At 64.7% G+C, this 19356-nt stretch carries 14 protein-coding genes and 4 pseudogenes; 8 read left to right on the top strand and 10 right to left on the bottom strand.

Translation table 11 applies throughout. The features are described from left to right. Positions 1–512 precede the first annotated feature (512 nt). From M446_RS04775 to M446_RS34735, 3 genes and pseudogenes are all read left to right on the top strand, one after another. Positions 513–2390, top strand: a complete 1878-nt coding sequence (locus tag M446_RS04775; protein WP_012330953.1) for a tetratricopeptide repeat protein — start codon at positions 513–515, stop codon at positions 2388–2390. A 339-nt stretch (positions 2391–2729) separates the two neighbouring features. Beyond that, the gene (locus tag M446_RS04770) at positions 2730–2918 is read left to right on the top strand and encodes a transposase (RefSeq protein ID WP_150108577.1); all 189 of its coding nucleotides are present in this window, start codon (positions 2730–2732) and stop codon (positions 2916–2918) included. Beyond that, a pseudogene (locus tag M446_RS34735) lies at positions 2879–3679 on the top strand (IS66 family transposase); the annotation flags it as partial. The gene M446_RS04770 and the pseudogene M446_RS34735, both read left to right, overlap by 40 nt. A gap of 20 nt (positions 3680–3699) precedes the next feature. Here the strand turns inward: M446_RS34735 and M446_RS04755 are convergent. The 4 genes from M446_RS04755 to M446_RS04745 form a co-directional block, all read right to left on the bottom strand. Next, on the bottom strand, positions 3700–4404 hold the full coding sequence (locus tag M446_RS04755) for a glutathione S-transferase family protein (protein ID WP_265576532.1): 705 nt from the start codon (positions 4402–4404) through the stop codon (positions 3700–3702). A gap of 60 nt (positions 4405–4464) precedes the next feature. Continuing rightward, entirely contained in the window at positions 4465–5847 is a 1383-nt protein-coding gene (locus M446_RS04750; RefSeq protein WP_012330951.1) for an NAD(P)/FAD-dependent oxidoreductase, read from the bottom strand. A gap of 448 nt (positions 5848–6295) precedes the next feature. Further along, positions 6296–6517, bottom strand: coding sequence for a hypothetical protein (locus M446_RS36780; RefSeq protein WP_150108576.1), 222 nt, complete (start codon positions 6515–6517; stop codon positions 6296–6298). Positions 6518–6669: 152 nt separating this feature from the next. Next, positions 6670–6882, bottom strand: coding sequence for a hypothetical protein (locus M446_RS04745; protein ID WP_012330949.1), 213 nt, complete (start codon positions 6880–6882; stop codon positions 6670–6672). 202 nt (positions 6883–7084) lie between these two features. On the opposite strand from M446_RS04745, the gene M446_RS04740 reads away from it, so the two are divergent. Continuing rightward, positions 7085–7597 (top strand): MucR family transcriptional regulator, encoded by a 513-nt coding sequence (locus M446_RS04740; RefSeq protein ID WP_012330948.1) that lies wholly within the window; start codon positions 7085–7087, stop codon positions 7595–7597. Positions 7598–8186: 589 nt separating this feature from the next. Here the strand turns inward: M446_RS04740 and M446_RS04735 are convergent. Continuing rightward, complete coding sequence (locus M446_RS04735; protein ID WP_012330946.1) at positions 8187–9179, bottom strand: catalase family peroxidase; 993 nt, start codon at positions 9177–9179, stop codon at positions 8187–8189. Positions 9180–9578: 399 nt separating this feature from the next. Beyond that, a complete protein-coding gene (locus M446_RS36775; protein ID WP_150108575.1) occupies positions 9579–9773 on the bottom strand; it encodes a DUF6880 family protein in 195 nt (64 codons plus the stop codon). 336 nt (positions 9774–10109) lie between these two features. Between M446_RS36775 and M446_RS04730 the strand changes: the two genes are divergently transcribed. Continuing rightward, complete coding sequence (locus M446_RS04730) at positions 10110–11438, top strand: MFS transporter (protein ID WP_012330945.1); 1329 nt, start codon at positions 10110–10112, stop codon at positions 11436–11438. Between the two features lie 437 nt (positions 11439–11875). Next, positions 11876–12398, top strand: a pseudogene (locus tag M446_RS04725) (IS66 family transposase); the annotation flags it as partial. 537 nt (positions 12399–12935) lie between these two features. Here M446_RS04725 and M446_RS36770 read toward each other — a convergent pair. From M446_RS36770 to M446_RS39605, 3 genes are all read right to left on the bottom strand, one after another. Continuing rightward, positions 12936–13421, bottom strand: coding sequence for a hypothetical protein (locus M446_RS36770; RefSeq protein WP_150108574.1), 486 nt, complete (start codon positions 13419–13421; stop codon positions 12936–12938). An 86-nt stretch (positions 13422–13507) separates the two neighbouring features. Further along, the gene (locus M446_RS04720) at positions 13508–14488 is read right to left on the bottom strand and encodes a histone deacetylase family protein (RefSeq protein WP_012330943.1); all 981 of its coding nucleotides are present in this window, start codon (positions 14486–14488) and stop codon (positions 13508–13510) included. A 612-nt stretch (positions 14489–15100) separates the two neighbouring features. Next, positions 15101–15448, bottom strand: a complete 348-nt coding sequence (locus tag M446_RS39605) for a GFA family protein (RefSeq protein WP_415926911.1) — start codon at positions 15446–15448, stop codon at positions 15101–15103. Between the two features lie 951 nt (positions 15449–16399). Between M446_RS39605 and M446_RS38725 the strand changes: the two are divergent. Together M446_RS38725 and M446_RS04710 are read left to right on the top strand one after the other, a co-directional pair. Beyond that, positions 16400–16906, top strand: a pseudogene (locus M446_RS38725) (IS630 family transposase); the annotation flags it as partial. Between the two features lie 895 nt (positions 16907–17801). Then, positions 17802–18436, top strand: a pseudogene (locus M446_RS04710) (recombinase family protein). A gap of 50 nt (positions 18437–18486) precedes the next feature. On the opposite strand, the gene M446_RS04705 reads toward M446_RS04710, so the two are convergent. Beyond that, complete coding sequence (locus M446_RS04705) at positions 18487–18669, bottom strand: hypothetical protein (protein WP_236728793.1); 183 nt, start codon at positions 18667–18669, stop codon at positions 18487–18489. Between the last annotated feature and the right edge of the window lie 687 nt (positions 18670–19356).

Raw genomic sequence — 19356 nt, 5'->3', positions numbered from 1 at the left:
CGCAGATACCCACAATGACGACGTCCAAGCCGGGGGTTGCAGCGAGGCGCAGCAGGCTCACGTCCGCACCGTAGGCTCCGCCGCATCTGAGGCGCCGGCTGCGCGGGAAGCGGCGCAGCGGTCTTCTGCATAGATCGGCGCCCGCCCTCAATCCGCACCTGTCTAGAGCATTTTCCGACGAAGCGGATGCCGGTTCGTCGCGGACAATGCGGCAAGATCAAAGATCGAGAGCGGCACCCGATTGCAACGTGATCGGGTGCCGCTCTAGGAACGGAAGACGGATTGCGTGGTCAGGTCCTCGTGACACAAAGAGGACAGGCATTCGCGTCGCTTGACACCGACAAACACGGGTGGCCATCCTGAGGGAGTGGCCTTTTCATCTTCGTGTCCCCTGAGCGGCGCGAAGGCCGACGGCCGCGAACGGCCAGACCTCCGCTGCATAGATCCTGTGCGTCAGCCGAGCCGCCGTCGTATCAATATCAGGCGAAGGTCGGTGAACTCTGGAGGTTCCGATGATCGACGTCGTCCAATGGTCCTGGCGGCCCTTCGGCCGCGCTCTCATCGCGACCACAGCGGCCAGCGTATTGTCAGTGGGAAGCGGAGCCATCGCTTGCCCGCTTGGAAGTCACGACAGCCCGCGCGTGCGGCTTCTCCACACTCTGCTCCAGCCGAGGCCATCGGGCGCCACAGCCGAAATTGTGATCGCGCCGGCCCAGAACCACGCGCATCCCCGCCCGCCCGCCCGCAACGAACTCGGGACATATAGCCACGACCTCCCGAAAGGGGCGGCCGCGCCGACCTCGTCAGAGCCGCCGCCGCTCTATGACAACCTTGGTCGGCTCACTTGGCCGGAGGCCCGCCCTGCACACGCCGAGGCCGCCGCCTATTTCGATCAGGCCTATCGGCTTGCCTGGGCATTCAATCACGCCGAGGCTGCCCGGGCGTTCCGGGCGGCGCAAGTGCTCGATCCGAGCTGCGCCATGTGCTTCTGGGGCGAGGCCTGGGTGCTCGGCCCGCACATCAACTTCCCGATCGAGGCCGACGCGAATGCGCGAGCACTGGTTGCCCTCGATGAAGCCAAGCGCTTGGCCCCGTCCTCGGGACCGGTTGGCGCGGCGCTCATCACCGCGCTTGCGAAGCGCTACTCACCCGATGACAATGTGGATCGCAGGTCACTCGACCACGCCTATGCCGACGAGATGAAGGGCGTGCAGGCCCGGTTTCCAGAGAGCCCGGAGGTTGCGCTGCTCACGGCAGACGCCCTGATGAACCTGAGCCCGTGGGATTACTGGACGGACAACGGCCGGACCCCCAAAGGCGAAGCAAGGCGGATGATCGAGCTGATCGAAGGCGTGCTTGGTGAGAGCCAGGTAGGGGCTCTCGTTCCAGCACCCGATCACCCTGGGGCCATTCACCTCTACATCCACGCGGTAGAGGCTTCGGACCGACCCGAACGAGCCGTGCCACATGCCGAGCGGCTAGCCGACCTGATGCCGGGCGCCGGACACATCGTGCATATGCCGAGCCACATCTGGTATCGCGTCGGACGCTGGCGTGAGAGCCTCGACGCGAACCTGCAGGCCGCCGCCGTCGACGAGGCGCTAATCCGGCGAGGCGGCGCGAGCCTCCTCTATTCGGAGGCCTACTACGCCCACAACGTCCACTTCCTCCTCGCGTCGGCCACAATGGGTGGGGATGGGCAGACCGCGCTCGCCGCGGCCGAGAAGCTCGCCGGAATGGTCTCAGATCGAGCTAAGCGTGAAGTGCCCTGGTCGCAGCCGATCGCTGCTGCGCCCTACAGCGCTCATGCGCGGTTCTCGTCCCCAAGCACCATTTTGGCCTTGCCAGCCCCCGACGCGAACTTCCCGCTCGTTCGCGCGAATTGGCATTACGCCCGCGGCGTCGCCCTGGCGCGGCTCGGCCGGGGTGACCAAGCACGGTCGGAAGCCGCGGAGATCCGAAAGCTGGCCCAGCGGCCGGAGATCGCCGCCCTCGTGCCTGCCGGCGTTCCGGCGCCGGACGTCCTCGCCATCGCCGCGAAGCTGATAGAGGCCAGGGTGGCCCAGAACGCCCGCGATCATGCCCGCTCGGCTGCCCTGTTCAGGGAGGCTGCGGCGATCCAGGAGTTGCTGCCCTATATGGAGCCACCTTTTTGGTACTACCCCGTTCACCAATCGCTTGGTGCCGCGCTTTTGGCGCAAGGTCGGCTGGACGAGGCAGAGGCTGCGTTTCGCACGGCGCTCCGGCATTCGCCCAACAATGGTTGGGCGTCCGCAGGCCTGCTGAGGGTGGCCGAGGCACGGGGCGATAGAGCCGCCGCGAGCGAGGCGGAACGGCTGATCAAAAGCAACTGGTTCGGCGGCGATGTGCCGGCGCTCGACCGGCTCTGACACACCGCGCAACTCCGCAGATGTCGACCTGTGGCGGACCACAGTCTCGGGTCTTTCGCGCAGGACGCGCGTGACCGACGGCGCATGCCTGCCACGGACGGCCCCGTTCGAGTCGCGCGTTGATCAGCTGTCTGCCATCAACCTTTGAGTTCCCCCTCCACGAAGGCGCGAATGGCCCAGCGCTTCAATTTCCGCGCATCCGTATCATCCAGCTACAGTCACAACGGATTGTTCGGCTAATGTCCGCTTCGGAGAGTAAGCGATGTTTCCGGGCCACCATTCGGGCCTGCGCCTGAGGTGTGATCCTGGCGGTTCCTGCTTCGAACCCGGGATCCGCTTGTGTCTGGACTTGACCTTACGCTTGAGCCGGAGCGCGTGCGCCGCTTCGAGGTGATCACCGGTGCCGGCGGGCGACGGACCTGGTCGGCGGAGGCCAAGGCGCGCATCCTGGAAGAGACGCTCCTGCCGGGTGCGGTGGTGTCCGAGGTGGCGCGCTTCCCGCCCACCTGCCGCGTGTCGAGCGCGTGATCGACATCGCGAGCACCGTTTGCCCCTGTTGCTCGGGTACCCTGCATCGGATTGGCGAGGACCTGTCCGAGCGCCTCGACGTGGTGCCGGCCCAGGTCCGTGTGCTGGTGATCCGGCGTCCGCGCTACGCCTGCCGCGCCTGCCGCGCCTGCCGCGCCTGCGAGGACGTCGTCGTGCAGGCGCCCGCGCCCGCGCGACTGATCGAGGGCGGGCTGCCCACCGACGACCTCGTCGCGCAGGTCCTCGTCTCCAAGTTCGCCGATCACCTGCCGCTCTACCAGCAGGCGTAGATCCTCGCCCGCCAAGGCGTTTACCTCGACCGCTCGACCCTGGCCGACTGGGTCGGGCGCGCCGCCTTCCCGCTGCGGCCGGTGCACGCGCGGTTGCTGGAGCAGCTGAGGGCCTCGGGCAAGCTGTTCGCGGACGAGACCACCGCGCCGGTGCTCGACCCGGGTCGAGGTCGCACGAAGGCGGGGCAGCTTGACGGGCGAGTCGAGATCGACTCGAAGGTGGTCGAGCGCACCACCCGGCCCCCGGCCTTGACGAGAAAGAATGCCCTGTTTGCCGGCTCGGATGGCGGGGCGGAGCACTGGGCGGTGATCGCCTCACTGGTCGAGACGTGCAAGCTCGCCGGCATCGAGCCGCGCGGCTACCTCGCTGACGTGATCTCCCGCAGCGTCGAGGGGCATCCCAACAGCCGCCGCGACGAGCTGCTGCCCTGGGTCTACCCCGCCATGCCCACCGCCAAGGCCGTGGCCTGAGAACACCGCATACGCTCGGATCAGAGTTTCGGCAATTGAGTCATTCTGCGCAGCCGCTCCACGTACGCAACGACATTGTCATGCTCGCTGATCATGGATCGAAACGGTCCAGGAAGAGGCGTGTAAAATCCATTCGCGAGAAAACCGTAGACAGTTGCATCGAACGAAGAGACTCTCTCGCCGAGAAGGAATGGCTTATCAACCAGAATTCCAGCAAGCGCTGATATGTCCCGTCTGCCCAGCTCATAAATCTCCTCAGCAGGTCTAAGTGATAAGCCAACGCCGCGAAGCCGCCGGCGGTAGTCGCGGCGTAGTGCAGCGGCGAAAACTGGTCGGATTAGGGCCGGCAGAGCACCGAGCACTACCGGCTTGTAGATCCTCCAGACATCGTCTTCGAACCAGCGGCTGTACACACCGATCCAGTAATTCCCGCCTTCGAGCATCCGGCTGACCGCGTGACCGATGGCCGCTTGCTCGGGGCCGAGCCACCCGTCCAGCCTGTCACCGTACTTCGCCTTGACATGCTCGATGATGCGCTGGCTGTCGGCAACGATCACACCGTCGTCGTCGATGTAGGGCAACTGCTTGCGCGGTGCACGGCGGAACTCGGCCAGACCGGTGCGGCCCTCGTAGGGGAGGCCAGCCAGCCGGAGATAGGCCTGGACCTTGCCGCAGAAGGGGCTCGGGTCGAACCCCCACGCATCGCTGAAGTGGTACAGAATCACGGCTTGAGCCCTCGCACGCATGTAATCAGGTGCTTCGTCCTCCCAGACCCGGCAATCAGATCAAGGTATCTGGGCGCGATCTAAGCCTAATCGGTGCGCCTGAAGTGGCGAGTTTTCGCCCTGATCGGCTAAGGGCCTGAGAATCCGCCAGATCAATTTCGGTGAAAACAAATCACTTGGAGGCGCCAAGAGATTAACGACTTCGAAGAATTTGCGGCAGACCAGGGGATCGCAGGAAGCTACCGCATGAACGCGCTCCAGGTACCTGTTCACCAGCGCGGTCCCGGGTGGACGCTTCCCTTCGATCTCCGGAAACCGGAGATCTTCGGCCGTCGCGATGGTCCAGGGAATGTCGACGATCCGGCGAGTTCGCGCGTAGAAGCGCCGCGCCAAACCCTCGCGACCGCTCGCCAAAACGTCATCAAGCGCCTGTGCCTCGCTGGCCGCGACGGTCATGCCCTGGCCGTAGATGGGATTGAAGCTGCAGAGTGCATCGCCCAGCACGAGGTACCCGCCCGGGAAGCGGCGCATTCGCTCGTACAGCCGCCGTCGATTGGCTGGGAATCGGAATTGTTGGATCCCCGTCAGGGGGCAAGCGGAGGTGACGATGTCGTAGAGCGCCGACACCGGCAGGCTCGCGGCGAAGCGGTTCCAGCCCTCCTCGTCGGTCGGGGGATGATCACCGGCGCTGCCGCCGAGCGTGACGATCCAGCGGTCGCCCTCCACGCCCATGAGGCCGCCCATGCGCTTCCCCGCAGGCGGCGTCGACGCGATGATAGCGCCGAAGGAGCCGTACAACTCTCCCGGTCGCCGCCGGAAGACGCGCGTGGCGTACCCGACGTCGACCGATACCGCAGCCTCTTGTGGGCGACCGTAGCCCCACTGCTCAAGCCATTTGGGTGATTGAGAGCCTCGCCCACTCGCATCGACGACCAGATCAGCTCGGATCTCCTCAGCGGCAGGAAACCCGTGCCTCTCCACGACGAGGCCAACAACGCTGCCGGTCGCGGGATCGAACTTCGGCTGCTTCGCTTCCGCGTGCAGCAGGTCGACATTCGGCAGCGCCGTGACCCGGCGGCGGATGGCAGTCTCCAGACTGGGACGGCTCACGACCATGCCAGGCAGCCCGGCATCGTGGCGCAGCTTCCAGCGGCCGTACTGAAACCAGAGAAAGTCCCCCGCGACATCGCCGCGAGGCGCGCCGAGCGCCTCCAACTCGTCCATCATGTCCGGGAAATACGCATCCAGGATGCGGTACCCACCTGCGAGCAGCCCGTGCGCGTGGGCACCCTGCGGCACGCCTTTGCGCACGGCGGGCTCGTCCGGCAGGGTATCGCGCTCGACGAGCGTGACGCGGTCGAAATGCTGTCTGAGAACTCGTGCGGCGAGCAACCCCGCTATGCTGGCTCCGAGTACAACTGCGGACGATGGAGCTTTCGCCATGTCGCACTCCCACAGGCCGTACAGCTCGCATGTGAAGCGCCAGCTCGACGCTCTTCAGCAGCCCGGGTCTGCCTGGCGCCAAGCCTACGCTACTTGGCAACGCATGTTCATGCATACCATATTTGCATGAAGACCGGGTGCGACGTCAAACAGCGATTGAGGCGCACACCTCGGCCAACCGGAGCGAGAGAACGGACGAACGCCACTCCAGTTCTGCTCTATCTGCTTGTGTCTACAAGGAAAGCGTTCATATAGACTCACGTCCGCACGTCGCAGGCAACTCACGCGGACGGCATTTTGAGCCCTGCTGTTTCTGTCTCCGTGAGTATACCTGGTCAGATCGTCTGCGCTGCACAAAGGTAAGGGCCGCGACCAAGCGAACCCGCCAACAGAGGTGGCGTAGGGGGCTTAGCAGGCTCCCCACGACCTTCTCACGGCGATGCCCAGCTCAGGCCAGGAGCAAGTCCGAGCTGACCAGCGCGAGCTTGCCCGCGAGCTGGATCTTGAGCTCCGCCCCGTTGGCGGCATTGCCGTCCAGATCAGCCTGCACGTAGGCCTGGCCCGCGTCCTGATACCAGGTGACCGCTTTCGTGATGGACCGAGAGGCACGATCGCGGCCAGAGCATTTTCCGACGAGGTGGATGCCGGTTCGTCGCAGAAAATGCGGCAAGATCAAAGACCGAGAGCAGTACCTGATTGCAACGTGATCGGGTGCTGCTCGAGCGCAGGCGATGCAGGTCGTGCCGGCAGCGCGGGTCGAGGCACACGCCGAGGAGCAGCGCTCGGTCCACAGGCGCGTTCCGCGCTCCTGTGTCCATGCGTTCAGCCGGCTACTCGCTCCCGCGCCGCAGCGGCGCGTGATTGCTTGGCTTCGGCCTCCGTGGCCCAGGCCGCCAGCGCCACCTGCTGGGGTACCGTCTCCTCCATCCCCCACCAGATCGTTTCGCCGTTGCTCATCTTGGCGTAGCGGACCAGCCCGTACGTGCCCATCTCGACGATCCGTCCGGGACTCCATGCCTTGTCCAAGATACCCATCTGCACGGCTCCTTGACTGGGACCCACCCACGAACGGCGAACCCGATCCATAAGTTCACTCGGGCTTGGGATTTTTGCTCTTCATCAAGTCACGGCCGGTACCCGCAGGATCTGCCGCCGAATTTCCTGTCGATCCCAGATTCACCGCATTGACCAAATGCTCTGTCGAGTCCAGGAGTTGGTGTCCGCCAGGGATCAACAAATGACCGGCCCCGTCTCCAGCAGCTCTCTAGAACTCACGAGCGACATCGTCTCTGCGTACGTAGCGAACAACAGCGTGCGGATGACTGATCTGCCCGCCCTGCTCACGCGCGTATACGAGGCACTCGGCAACGTGCTGAACCCGCCGCCCCCGGCCGTTGAGGAGGCGCCGAAGGCGACCCCTGCCCAGATCAAGAAGTCCATCACGCCAGATGCCCTAATCAGCTTCATCGATGGCAAGCCCTATAAATCGCTGAAGCGGCACCTGACCGGCCACGGAATGACGCCCGCCGAGTACCGGGAGAAGTTCGGGCTGCCGCCGACGTACCCGATGGTGCCGGAAAACTACGCCAAGGCGCGTTCCGCGCTCGCGAAGGCCCTCGGCCTCGGCCAGATCCGGCGCGATCGGGCCGCCGCGAATGCAGCCACCTCGGATGCAAGCGGGAGCAAGCCGGCCAAGCGCGGGAGGCCGCGCAGGTCCAAGGCCGGCAGGTCCAAGGCCGCAGTCGAGTAGGTGCGGAGCTCGTTCCGATCGCGACAGGCCGCGCGCAAGCGCAGCCTGTCACTCGTCTCGGCCCTCCTCGTATTGGTCGGCGTGCTGATCGCGACCGTTGGGATGGTTCTCGCAAGCCAAGACCTCGTCGGCGCGTGGCTGGCGGTCCTGCGCTGATCTGCTGTGGCCTCCCGCCCGTCCTTGCGGATCGTCGGCACCTTGGAGAACACCCAACCGCCGCGTCCCCCGGAACGTTGCCGAACGTCTCCTGTTGGTCACGCAGGACAGCAATCGCAGATCACCACGATCGGGAGCGGACGCATCATGAGAGCAACCGGACGGGCAGTCCTCCTCGGCGCGGCGCTTCTCACCAGTCTGGCAGGAAGCGCTGGAGCGGCGGAGGACCAGGGAGCCGCCAAGTCGCCGGCCCGAGACCGAAGCGAGGCCGGCACGCCCACGGGGAGCGTAGGTGCGGGCGGCCTGTCCGGCTCGGGTGCCACGAAGAACGGCGCCCGCACCGGCGCCCCGGACACGAACCGCCCCGCCGGAACCCCCGCCCCAGCCGCCGGAACCGCGCGCTAAGCGCAGCGGCGCCCGCGGTGTCCGGCGCCTACTGCGAGCGTCGGCTGAACGACACTGCGTAGGCTTGGACGCGCGCATCGATGAGGGGATCGTCCGAGACCTCGATACCCTCGGTGAGTGCGTTCGGCATGAACAGCAGCGCCTTCTCGGCCTCTGCGCTGTCCGGCACAGCCTTGGTGACCGTCAGGGTGCCAAGGTCGACCATCTTCCGGCTCTCCGGCCACGGCTTCGTGGCGTCGTTGGTTGGGTCCCCTGCCTCGGCAAGTTGCGCCAGTACTCGGAACTTCGCGGGCTCCTTGGCGATGCGAGGGCCAATCTCAGCCATCAGGTAGTTCGGATCTCGCTTGGCCGCCTCCTCAGCGGACAGGATCTCCTCGCCCTGGGCGGGCACGAACCGGAAGCGGAACGGCTGCCGCGTGCCGTGCTTGTCCACGAAGATGAAGGCGTTCACGCCGTTGTATGTCTGTCGGGCGAAGCTCGACGGGGTCTTGGCCGTCTTGCCGGCCGTGGCAGCGGCGGGGTGGGTGGCGACGAAGCGCTCCAGCGCGGTCGGCTTCTTCGCATCGGGCCCGCTCTCGGACACCGCCTTCAGCAGGTCGCGGAACTCCTCACCTGTAGCAACAGGGAAGTAGGCAAGGGAGTTTGCGACGACGTCCATGTCCGACCCGTCGCCGAGCTTGAACTTGAGCGCCATGCCATGGGGATTAGCGTTAGCCGCGCCATCCGCAATCGTTGGGACGCCGGTCGCGTCCGAGAAGCGGATGGTCACTGGCACGGCCGTCCCCTTGAAGAGGGACGCCTTGCTGATCGTTGCCGCGTCGGCCGACGGGGTGAAGCTGCCCTCGGCGACCACGCCCTTGGCGTGGTTGGCCCGCTTGCCCGGGTGCTTGCCGAACAAGGTGTTCATCACGTCGATGGTCTGCTCGGCTGTCGAGGCGTCCTGTGCCACGGCCGGGAGGCCCATGACGAGAGGCAGCATGACGCCCGCGACCAGGGCATGCCCGCATCGTGAGACCAACATCCGTTCCTCTCCGGTCGTGAGGCGACCCGTGCGATGGGCCGCCCCGGCGAAATGGAACCCTTACGATCCAGGGCAAGCGCACGTGGCTTGAGTTTCGGTGGATGCACAAGCGGTTACCACAGGCCGGATCGCGACGTTCGCCCAGCAATTTGCATCCGTAGAGCGGACGGTCGCAAATCCATCTGTTCCGGTCTCACGTCTCTGGTTCACCAAGCAGCCTGAAAGCGGACCTCCTCAGGACCGCCTGGGGTCGGAAGCAGCCCCTCGCGGCAGGTATCAAGCGTCAGATTTGGACCACTAGAGCAGTACCCGATCACGTTGCAATCGGGTACTGCTCTAGGTCTTTGATCTTGCCGCATTTTCTGCGACGAACCGGCATCCACTTCGTCGGAAAATGCTCTAGCAACATTGGTGAAGTGAGGTGCTTGCCAATCTGGGCAGCGATGCTGTCTCCCTGGCTTCTGCTGCAAATTCGAGACGCAGGCGCCGCTTCACCTGAGCGTTCTCGTCTGCGAGTTCGATGAGGATCTTCGCGAGGCGCTCGGCGCCGAGTGCCGTCAGATTGGCAACGCTCACCGTCTTCTTGGACGCCATGCCGTTCACCTCCTCGCTCAGGCAGGAGGGTAGCGTGGCTTGAGCAGCCCGCGTCTCGGCCCACCAAGCAGGGCAGAGTGCCCCACCGCTCGCATGAGCACGCACTGGAGAGACGGCAAGGAGCAAGTGCTCCCTGGGGCTCATCACGCTCCCAATGTCGACGAGCAACTTGGTGCCTTGGAACGGCGTCGCGGCTTCCGGTTTGATCTGCGGCTCCGTCCTCCCCGTGTGCGCGGTCCGGCGCAGATCTCAGCACTCGCCTCCGCCCAAATCTCTGGTAGGAAACCACGGAGTCTCAGATCTGCAACAATACAAGAGCAAGGGAGGGAGTTCGTCATGGAAGAGATCGAGACCAGAGCCATTCGCAGAGTCATGTGGCGGCTGATGCCGTTCCTATTTGTCTGCTATTTTGTCGCTTACCTAGATCGGGTGAATGTTGGCTTCGCTAAGTTACAAATGAATGCGGCCATCGGGCTGTCGGAGTCTGCTTACGGCTTCGGGGCCGGTCTCTTTTTCATTGCCTATTTCCTGCTGGAGGTGCCTTCCAACCTCGCTCTGGACAAGTTCGGAGCGCGGTTGTGGATCGCTCGCATTATGCTGAGCTGGGGCATCATCTCCGCCATGTTTGCCTTCATTGCTCCGATTTCGAAGGCAACTGGGGTCTCAAGCGAGTGGGTGTTCTACATCCTGCGCTTCTTGCTCGGCATCGCCGAGGCGGGCTTCTTCCCCGGCATCATCTTCTATCTCACGCTCTGGTTTCCCTCCGTCTACCGCGCCCGTGTGGTGGCGCTGTTCATGCTGGCCATCCCCTTCTCCTCGATCGTCGGTGCGCCAGTATCGGGGGCCCTGCTGAACGTCACCGGCGCCGGGCTCGACGGTTGGCAGTGGCTGTTCATCCTCGAGGCCCTGCCGTCGATCGTGATGGCGCTCGCGGTCATTCTCTACCTCACTGATCGGCCGGCCCTCGCGGCTTGGCTGCCGGATGACGAGAAGGCATGGCTCGAGGCGCGCCTCGAGGCAGAGCGCAAGCAGAAGACCGCCGTCGAGCACCTCAGCATTGGCAAGGCGCTCTCCGATCCGCGGGTGCTGGCGTGCTCGTTCGTCTACTTTTGCCTGAACGCGGCCAGCTACGGGGTCGCGTTCTTCCTGCCCACCATCGTCAAGGGCTTCGGCGTCAGCAACTTCCAGACCGGCCTGCTCTCCGCGCTGCCGTTCGTGTTCGGCGCGGTCGGGATGGTTCTCCTGGGCCGCAACTCCGATCGCACGCTGAAGCGTCGGGAGCATGTGTGCTTTGCCATGGTCCTCGCCGCTGTCGGTGTCGCGGGCGCAGGGCTGGTCTCGAGCCCGGTCCTGGTGCTTGGTTTGTTGTGCCTGAGCCAGATCGGGGTGTCAGCGACGCCACCGCTTCTGTGGCCGATCCCGAGCGCCTTTCTGACGGGCACCTCGGCCGCGGCCGGGATAGCGGCAATCAACTCGATCGGGAATCTGTCCGGCTTCGCGGGGCCTTACGTAATGGGCTATCTCAAAGATCTGACGGGCAACTTCACCGCCGGGTTGCTTGTCCTGGGCGGCTGCACCCTCGCCGGGGGCATCGTCGCGATGACGTTGAGGGTCAACAGGGATTTGGAGGCCGCCGAGGCCAACAAGCCCGTCCTGGCGGAGTGACCGCGGGAGGGCTGAGGCCGAGGCCGGGGGCCTTGCTGAACCCGCCCAGGCCGGGCGCGAAGAACCGGTCGCGGATCCCTGACGCGGCAAGCGTTGAGAGAGCGCCGCCGCGATCGGGCGCCCTGGCCACCGGCTTGAGTTGATGCTGGTGGCCAGGGCCAGCCTATCGAGCCTCGCAGGATGCGTGGACGATAGAGGGCTGCGCGGCGGAGACGAGCGTCGGCCGCGCAGTATCTCTCAGGTCTAAGTGTAGGCTGGAGCGTCGACGGCGACCGGCCCGACCGGCCGCCAGGGGGCGCCGCGGCCGGTGAGGCGCCGCTTCAGGTCCTGGAACCCGAGATAGAGCGCGAGTCCGCGGCCCCGCAGCCCCGGCAGCGCCTTCGAGCCGAGGCCGGTCCAGGGCAGGAACGGGGTGCGGCGGATGCAGGTGTGGACCCTCGGACGAGACTGGCGTCCGGATCGAAGGCAGCAACGCGTACCGTCGGGTGTTCCGCTCGGACGAAGCGGTGGTGCATCAGGCCGCCCCGACGCGGGCTGCCTCCATCGTGCACGCGATGATGGACGGGCACCGGCCCGCGGTGTGGATCTCTGACCGCTACACCGCCCAGCAGGGCCACGGCGTGCGGCACCAGACCTGCCTGGCGCATCTGGCTCGTGACGTCGCCTACGCGGTCGAGGTGAGCGACGACCCGGTGCCGCTGCGCCTGCAACTGTGGCTCGGGTCGGTGTTCAGCCTGGCCGAGCGCGTCACCGATCTGGCCGCCTCGACGCTCTCGGCCAAGCGCCGGTCGCTGGAGCGGCCGGTCGCTGGAGCGGCGGCTGTCGGACATCCTGTCCGCCCCGAGCCGGCGCGCGATGTGGGCGGCCAAGGGTGAGGCAGACGTGCGCACGGTCGTCGACACCGCCCGCCTCTCGGGGACCGGCACCTTCGCCACCCTCCTCAAGACCATCGGCGCCTGATCGCCTCCCGCATCGGCCCATACATCGCAAGCAAGCTCAGCCGGCTCCGACACCGGGCCGGACCCCCCCTGGGTAATGACCAGCAGCCAGGCGAAATAGCTCTCGGCAGCGCAACAGGGGCAGCGAGCCGGGTTTGCCATCGAACGTTAGAACCCCCGGCCCGCCGGCAGCACTGGCTCCTGATGAGGTCAGAAGACGCAGCGCTGCGATCCGATCATGCGCGCAGCCGCGACGTCGTCGTTGAGCTAGAGCAACGGTCGCGCCCGCGATCGACGCGGCGCGGGTGCGCGCTGCAGGTGGAAGGGCTCGGCCCAGCCGAGATCGCCCGGCGGCTCGGGATCGCGCGAACCGGGACCTATCAGCTGCCTGGCCTGATCCGGGCTGGACGCCGGCTACAGACCTCAAGGTTGGCCGGAGACGGGCTTTTCGCCTCGGGCCGCCCCCTTAATCGGCAGACTCGCGGGCTTCCTCGTGGATCAGGTCTGACGCTCGATAGCCACGCGCGAGGTCCGCTACGGCTGGATTTTGTTGAAAAACTTAGAGGCGACGTCTGAAGCGTCGCCCTATGCTGCGCACAAGGCACCCATAAATTCGGACGTAAAACGCAAGCCCATCCGTGGTCGACCCATGAGAGGTAGAGCATTTCGTCTTGAACAATGACAATACCGCCAACCCGGCCAGCGGATGGGTGATGAAGAGGCTTCGAACGTGCCACAGGCTGTAAGTGAAAACTGCCTCACTCACTTCGGTGTAAGTGCCGTGACTTCCCAGAAAATAGTGTCCGTTTACGATCTTGCCATTTCCAGCGTCGCCCCCGAGAAAAGCAGCTGCGATACTAAACGCAATGAAATTCGTTGCGCCGACTGCGATAAAACCGAGAAGCACGGCCAATTTGATCTTTTCATTGCTCTGGTTCATACTGTCAACGGTGTCGATCCGCGCTGTCTCGGGGGAAATCTGTTTCATAACCAAAGTATGCACACGATACGCGTCGGTGAGCAAAGCCGCTGTGATCATCAGCACAAAGGGACGTCCGCGAATGCAGCTTCGTCCCGTGCTGTACGCGTGGACTGAAGCAGCCTTGTCGTCTTCCGTTCTTATCGGCCATCTCAGGCAGAAGCCTGGGCCCGCGAGTCTTCCCAGTACCCGATAGAACGCGAGGGAGGGGCCATCAGGGCCGCGACGTGGGCCTCCGCCGACCTCGCCAAGCCGATCAGATCATAGCCGCCCTCCAGCAGTGATACCATGCGCGCCCCACTCACCTGGTCGGCGATGTCTACGAGCCGCTGTGTCGCCCAGCCGAAATCTGCTTCTGTGAGGTTCAGGTCCGACAACGGGTCCCGCCAATGCGCGTCGAACCCGGCCGAGATCAGGATAAGGTCTGGGCGAAAGGCCCTGATCCTGGGCAGCACCGCCACATCGAGGGACTCGCGGAACATCGTGCCGTCAGCACCGGGAGGGAGTGGCACATTCACGATCGTGTCGTGTTCGCCGCGCTCGGACACAGCACCCGAACCCGGGTAGAGAGGCCACTGATGCGTCGAGCAGAAGAGGACGCTCGCGTCGCTCCAGAAGATCTCCTGGGTTCCGTCCCCGTGATGGGCATCCCAGTCCACGATGGCGATCCGCGCGGCGCCGTGGACGGCCTGAGCGTGGCGGGCTGCGACGGCGACGTTGTTGAAGAAGCAGAAGCCCGTGGCGCGCGCGCGCCCGGCATGGTGGCCAGGCGGACGCATGGCCGAGAAGGCGTTCCGCACCTGTCCGGTCATGACCTCGTCGACCGCTTGCACGGCAGCGCCGGCACTGCGCAGGACCGCCTCCAAGGTGCCCGGCGAGGCAGGCGTGTCGTCATCCGCCAGCACACAGTCGCCCCGCCTGAGGCCCTCGATCATGGCTGCGACATAGGCTTCGTCATGCGCGCGGATCAGGGCCGTGCGCGCGACGAGCGGCGACTGCTCTCGGACCAAGCCCGCGAAGCGCTCCTGTTCCAGGGTTCGCTCGACGACCCGGATGCGATCCGCTCGCTCGGGATGGCCCAGAGGCGCAAGATGAGCCAGTGCGGCTGCATGCGTCAGGTGCAGCGTCGTCATTCAGACCCTCCCCGGTTGCCTTCGCCCTGCGCTTTTCCTCACGGGGCGCTCGTGGCCGTTTGCCTTTGCTCCGTAGGCCGAGAGCTTCTCATCGCTCAGCTTCGGGGCTCGACCGAGTAGCACTCTGACAAGGCGTCACGGCACTGTCGTTGAGCTGGGTCAGCCCCCCGAGCGCGTTCCAGCCTCGCGCTTACGCGAACGGGACGCCTCGCGCATGAGGTCCGGCAGGATGAAAGAAGGCCGCTCCTGAGGAGCGGCCTGAGGTCGGGGAGGAGATCGCGAAGAGCCCTGCCACGCTGCGGTGTGCGCCACTTGACCCGGTGGGCCTCTGCCTAGACCAGCGGGGACGACGGCGGCTTCTGACCTCAGCCGCCTCGAAAGCCTCACGATCCCAGCCACGCTTACCGACGGCTCAGCAGCGGGGAGCGCTCGTGGCCCAGGTCCGCGTTCTCGACCCGATCACCGCCTGCGTCGTGGTCATCGTCGTCCCGGACTGGAGCGGCATCGACGTTTCGGTCTGTCTCGGCGGCCTCGCCGCTCCTGGGTTATTCCAAGGGACACGATCTCGACGTGAAGCCCGGGGCGGCCCGCGCCTAACCAACCTTTCAGCTGTCAGCTCGGATTTCCTGGATATTGCGTAGTACCGTCTGGGATAGATACCCAGGGAAGCTTTTCGGCAACCCAAATGTGCACCGACGGGGCGAGCCATGTCGCGTCATCAAGCGTTCCTGCCTTGATGAATGCAACCGGTCCATAGGCTGCGCCATGACTGTAGATATGCGAGCCGCAGCTACTGCAGTAGTAGCGGTAAAACGGCTGCCCGCTCGCGCCGCTGTGGTCAATATAGGGCCGCAATGCGTCACCCTGTGTGGTGAGACTATCTTGAGGTATCGCCACGTTCATGGAGAAGGCTGATCCAGAATTCTTCTGGCAGGTTTTGCAGTGACATATGACCTGCATGGCCGGTTCAGCCTCGGACCGGTAGCGAACGGCACCGCAGAGGCACCCACCTTCGATCCTAGCCATAGCCTTCCCTCATCGCTCTCTGCGGCGCAAAAATCGACCTACTCTCAATTCAACTCTGCAATGTTCATAGTTACAAGACAGGGCCTCTGACCTAATTATCGGCCGCGGTCCGAGTAGAGTGTGTCGGGCCGTCCCACGAGAGTCCGCCGCGGGCCCGCTGAGCGGCTGCGTTGGCCGTAGCGAAGGCGGGCAAGGGAGTCACGGCCGAACCGCCCTTGCACCGGCCGGCACCGTAGCCCGCGCGGTGGCCCGGAAGGCCGAGCCGGGGACCTCGATCCCCTCAAAGAACCCGGGGGCTTCAAGAGCCGCGAGCGCGACGCGATCGACCACGAAGGCCCGCCCGAGCTGGCCCGGGGCGGAGTGGTAGCGCGCCAGGACGGCTTGCGGATGTGCTGAAACAGTGCAGCGGCCGGGTCCAGCCTGCACAGCGAGCTCGGCCGCCAGCTACAGCAACCGGCCCGCCTGAGGTCTTGGGCGGTCAATCGGTCGCTGTCTTCGCACGCTCGAACCTGCGACGACGCGAGCGGGCGGTCTCGGAATTCGGGGCGGCGGCCCGGAGATCTCATCCCGGAGCATCGGGCCGCCGCCGTGCCGGCTGGGTGTTCAGCCTAGCAGGTGAGAGGGTTGGCTGGGATGGTTAGCGAAGTCTTACCCGCAGCAGAACGCCCGGCGGCTGCGCCCTGCCGCCGGGCGTCTGTTCGGACCCAACTCATGAGACACCACAGTAGCCCAACCCGCGCCCGTTTGAGCCGTTCAATCGGGGCTTTTCAGACGAGCGTTAAACGACGTGAGCTAGAGCATTTTCCGACGAAGTGGATGCCGGTTCGTCGCAGAAAATGCGGCAAGATCAAAGACCTAGAGCAGTACCCGATTGCAACGTGATCGGGTGCTGCTCTAGTCGAGATTATGCGCAGGACCGGGGCATCAAAGATCTGCGTCTGGCGCTGGCAGAAGCGGTCCGCCGCGGCAAGGGTCTAACGCTTTCCGGGGGACAAGACCCGGCCCTCTCGCGTGCCGCCCAGCGGGCAGGACGTCATCAACCGTGTGGTGGCGGTGACCGCGACTGAGCCCCCGCAGGAGGCCACGCACTGGACGGCCGCCGCCATGGCCAAGGCGATCGGGATCAGCGTCTCGTCCGTCCAACGCATCTGGAAAGCGCACGGGCTCGCGCCGCACCGCTTGCAGCAGTTTAAGCTCTCCCCCGACCCCGACTTCGTGCCAAAGCTGCGCGACGTGGTCGGCCTCTCGGTCGACCCGCCTGCCCATGCGGTCGTGCTGTCGGTCGACGACAAGAGCCAGATCCAGGTCCTCGACCGCAGCCAGCCCAGTCTGCCGATGAAGCCCGGCCGCGCCAGCACCACGACCCACAACTACAAACGCCACGGCACGACGATCCAAGGCGAATTATTTTATACTTGGTGCTCTAGAGGCTGGCTCGGTCAACATGAGGCTGCCTCTCAATTCTTCGACACTTGGTCAGCGTATTTGTTATGGTGGCGTTTCAAGGAATGCTCTTTCGACATTATCGGAAACGTTAAGTTCGTTAAGGAACCAATCTGCTGCACTCGTCACACGATCGATTGGTGAGATCTTTGGTGTAAGAAGAGTGTTTATGCTGTAAACCTTGAGTTAGGCTGCATCAGGTGGCCCTTTTCTGCGCAGTCGGGAGTGCGCGGCTCCGTCCGGCAGCCTACGTATTCGACACCGAGCTAATACGCATGTTTGGTTTATGGAAACTTAATCCTTATACCGAAGTTTCATGAAATTAACTGCACGATCAAATATGGCCATAACGACTGCCTGACTTTGGGAGCGTTGCACTATGTAGCAGATTTACGGCAGAGTAGGTTGTGTAGTCACACCGACATGCCGTCCTACCTAAGAGGCTGGGCTACTTGTTGAGTATGCACGCTCTCTGGCGCCGGGAACCCTATCGATGCACGATCCGATCAAGGCTGAAGCACATGACGCGACTGACAATTCATCAGAGCGAAGCGAGAGAATTCGAGAGCATATTAGAAAAATTATAAGAAAAGCCATAGATAAACAAGACAGAAATGCAAAATAATAACTGCGAGATCGACAAAATTTGCCATGCAGTGTGTCGATCGATCTCATCATGGAGCCATTGCGGAGATGACTGCCCGGCTCCCGACATACCCGCATCGGTTCTGGATGGGTCTGCCCCCGGAGAACCAGCCCGGAGCTGGTTCAAGAAGGCCCGCTTGACCATTCAAAGCGAACCGCCGCTCAGTGAACCATCCATAGCGGACCGATCGGCCCGCCTGTGCACCTCCTCCGGGCCTCCACCGACGAGCAGGACGCCCAGCGCGCCCGTCAGCAGCTCGAAGCCTTCGCCGCCGAGCGGGGGCTCCGGATCGCCGCGTGGTACGCCGAGACCGAGAGCGGCGCCTGCCTCGAGCGCCCGGCCCTGTTCCGCCTGCTCGCCGATGCCCACCCCGGCGACGTGCTTGCTCACCGAGCAGGTCGACCGGCTCTCCCGCCTCACGGTAGCGGACTGGGAGCGGCTGGAGCGCGAGGTCGCTGACCGGCGCATCCGCGTGGTCGCCCTCGACCCGCCGACGAGCTGGATGACGGCGGCGGGCAACGGCAACGCGTTCACGGCCCGGATGTTCGAGGCGGTCAACGGGATGATGCTGGACGTGCTCGCGGCGGTGGCGCGCAAGGACGACGAGGACCGGCGCCGCCGGCAGGCTCAGGGGCAGGCGCGGGCGAAGGCGCAGGGCCTGTACCGGGGGCCGGGTCGAGGACACGGAGCGCAACGCAGGCATCGCCGCGATGCTCACCGCCGGGCTGACGTGGTCTCAGGTTCAGGCGGCGGCCGGGTGCAGCCGGGCCCGCATCGCCAAGATCGCCAAGCGGGTCGCGGCGGGGCGACGCCGCCCCGCGGCCCCGCCGTGATCGCCGCAACCTACTGCGTCAGATCCCGGTGACCGCGCAGTCCGCTGCACTCAGAAGCCGACGGAGTCGCCCGGCCGAGGCATGCCGCACCGCTTCGACCAGATCAGCTTACCCGATCCGTCCAGCAGCATGACCACCCCGTCAGACTGCGAGAACAGTTCGCGAGCCCGGGCTGCGGCGGCTGCAAACGCTTCCTCTTTGGTGGCGACACCCAGATCCTCATGATCGGTCACGACACCCGCGCCGTCCGGCCGCGGCCAGAGGAGCCAGAGCTCGAAGTGCGACGTGGGGCAACCACAGGACATGTCGCCAGTGTGCTCACAGTGACACACTGGGGGCAACGTTCTGTGCTGAGTTTGTCGCACCGACCGGGGTTGATCCACAGCCGACTGCACCTCACGGTGCGTGATCGGGACAGCTTGGCAGTTAATAATCCGAGGCACTTAAGGTCGTCGATCGGACCGTGTGCAACCTGATTACTGACCATGTATGTGTGCGACCTGATCATGAATTAGGCCGCCAATCCGAGTTGCCAAATCACCCGACGACCGGTATGGCCAGTCTCAAGAAGCACAAGGGGGCGGAGATGATCGCAGAAACGATAGCAAGCATCGGCCTTCTCAGCACCGCGAGTGCAAGCCTTGCTATAATCATGCTTCTACTGCACTAAGTATAACCGTAGCTCATCTGTGTTTTAACCAAAGTTTAACGGGTCGAATTGGCGCGCTTACCGCCGCGTTTGTCTTCCCCGACCGCGTGTCGCGGCAGCGTGGCTTTCGTGACCTCCGCCCGCCGGACCACACGCCACGTGCCGCCACCGGCCGACCCTGCACCGCCGGGGCTGCTCCTCGACGATGCACCCCAGCGATTGCTTCGACGGTTCGCCGGCCTGAGCGCCCGCGCTCGACGGGAGCGTGAGG

Source organism: Methylobacterium sp. 4-46 (genome assembly GCF_000019365.1).
GTDB lineage: Bacteria > Pseudomonadota > Alphaproteobacteria > Rhizobiales > Beijerinckiaceae > Methylobacterium.
This window is presented reverse-complemented; position numbering and strand designations above follow the sequence as displayed.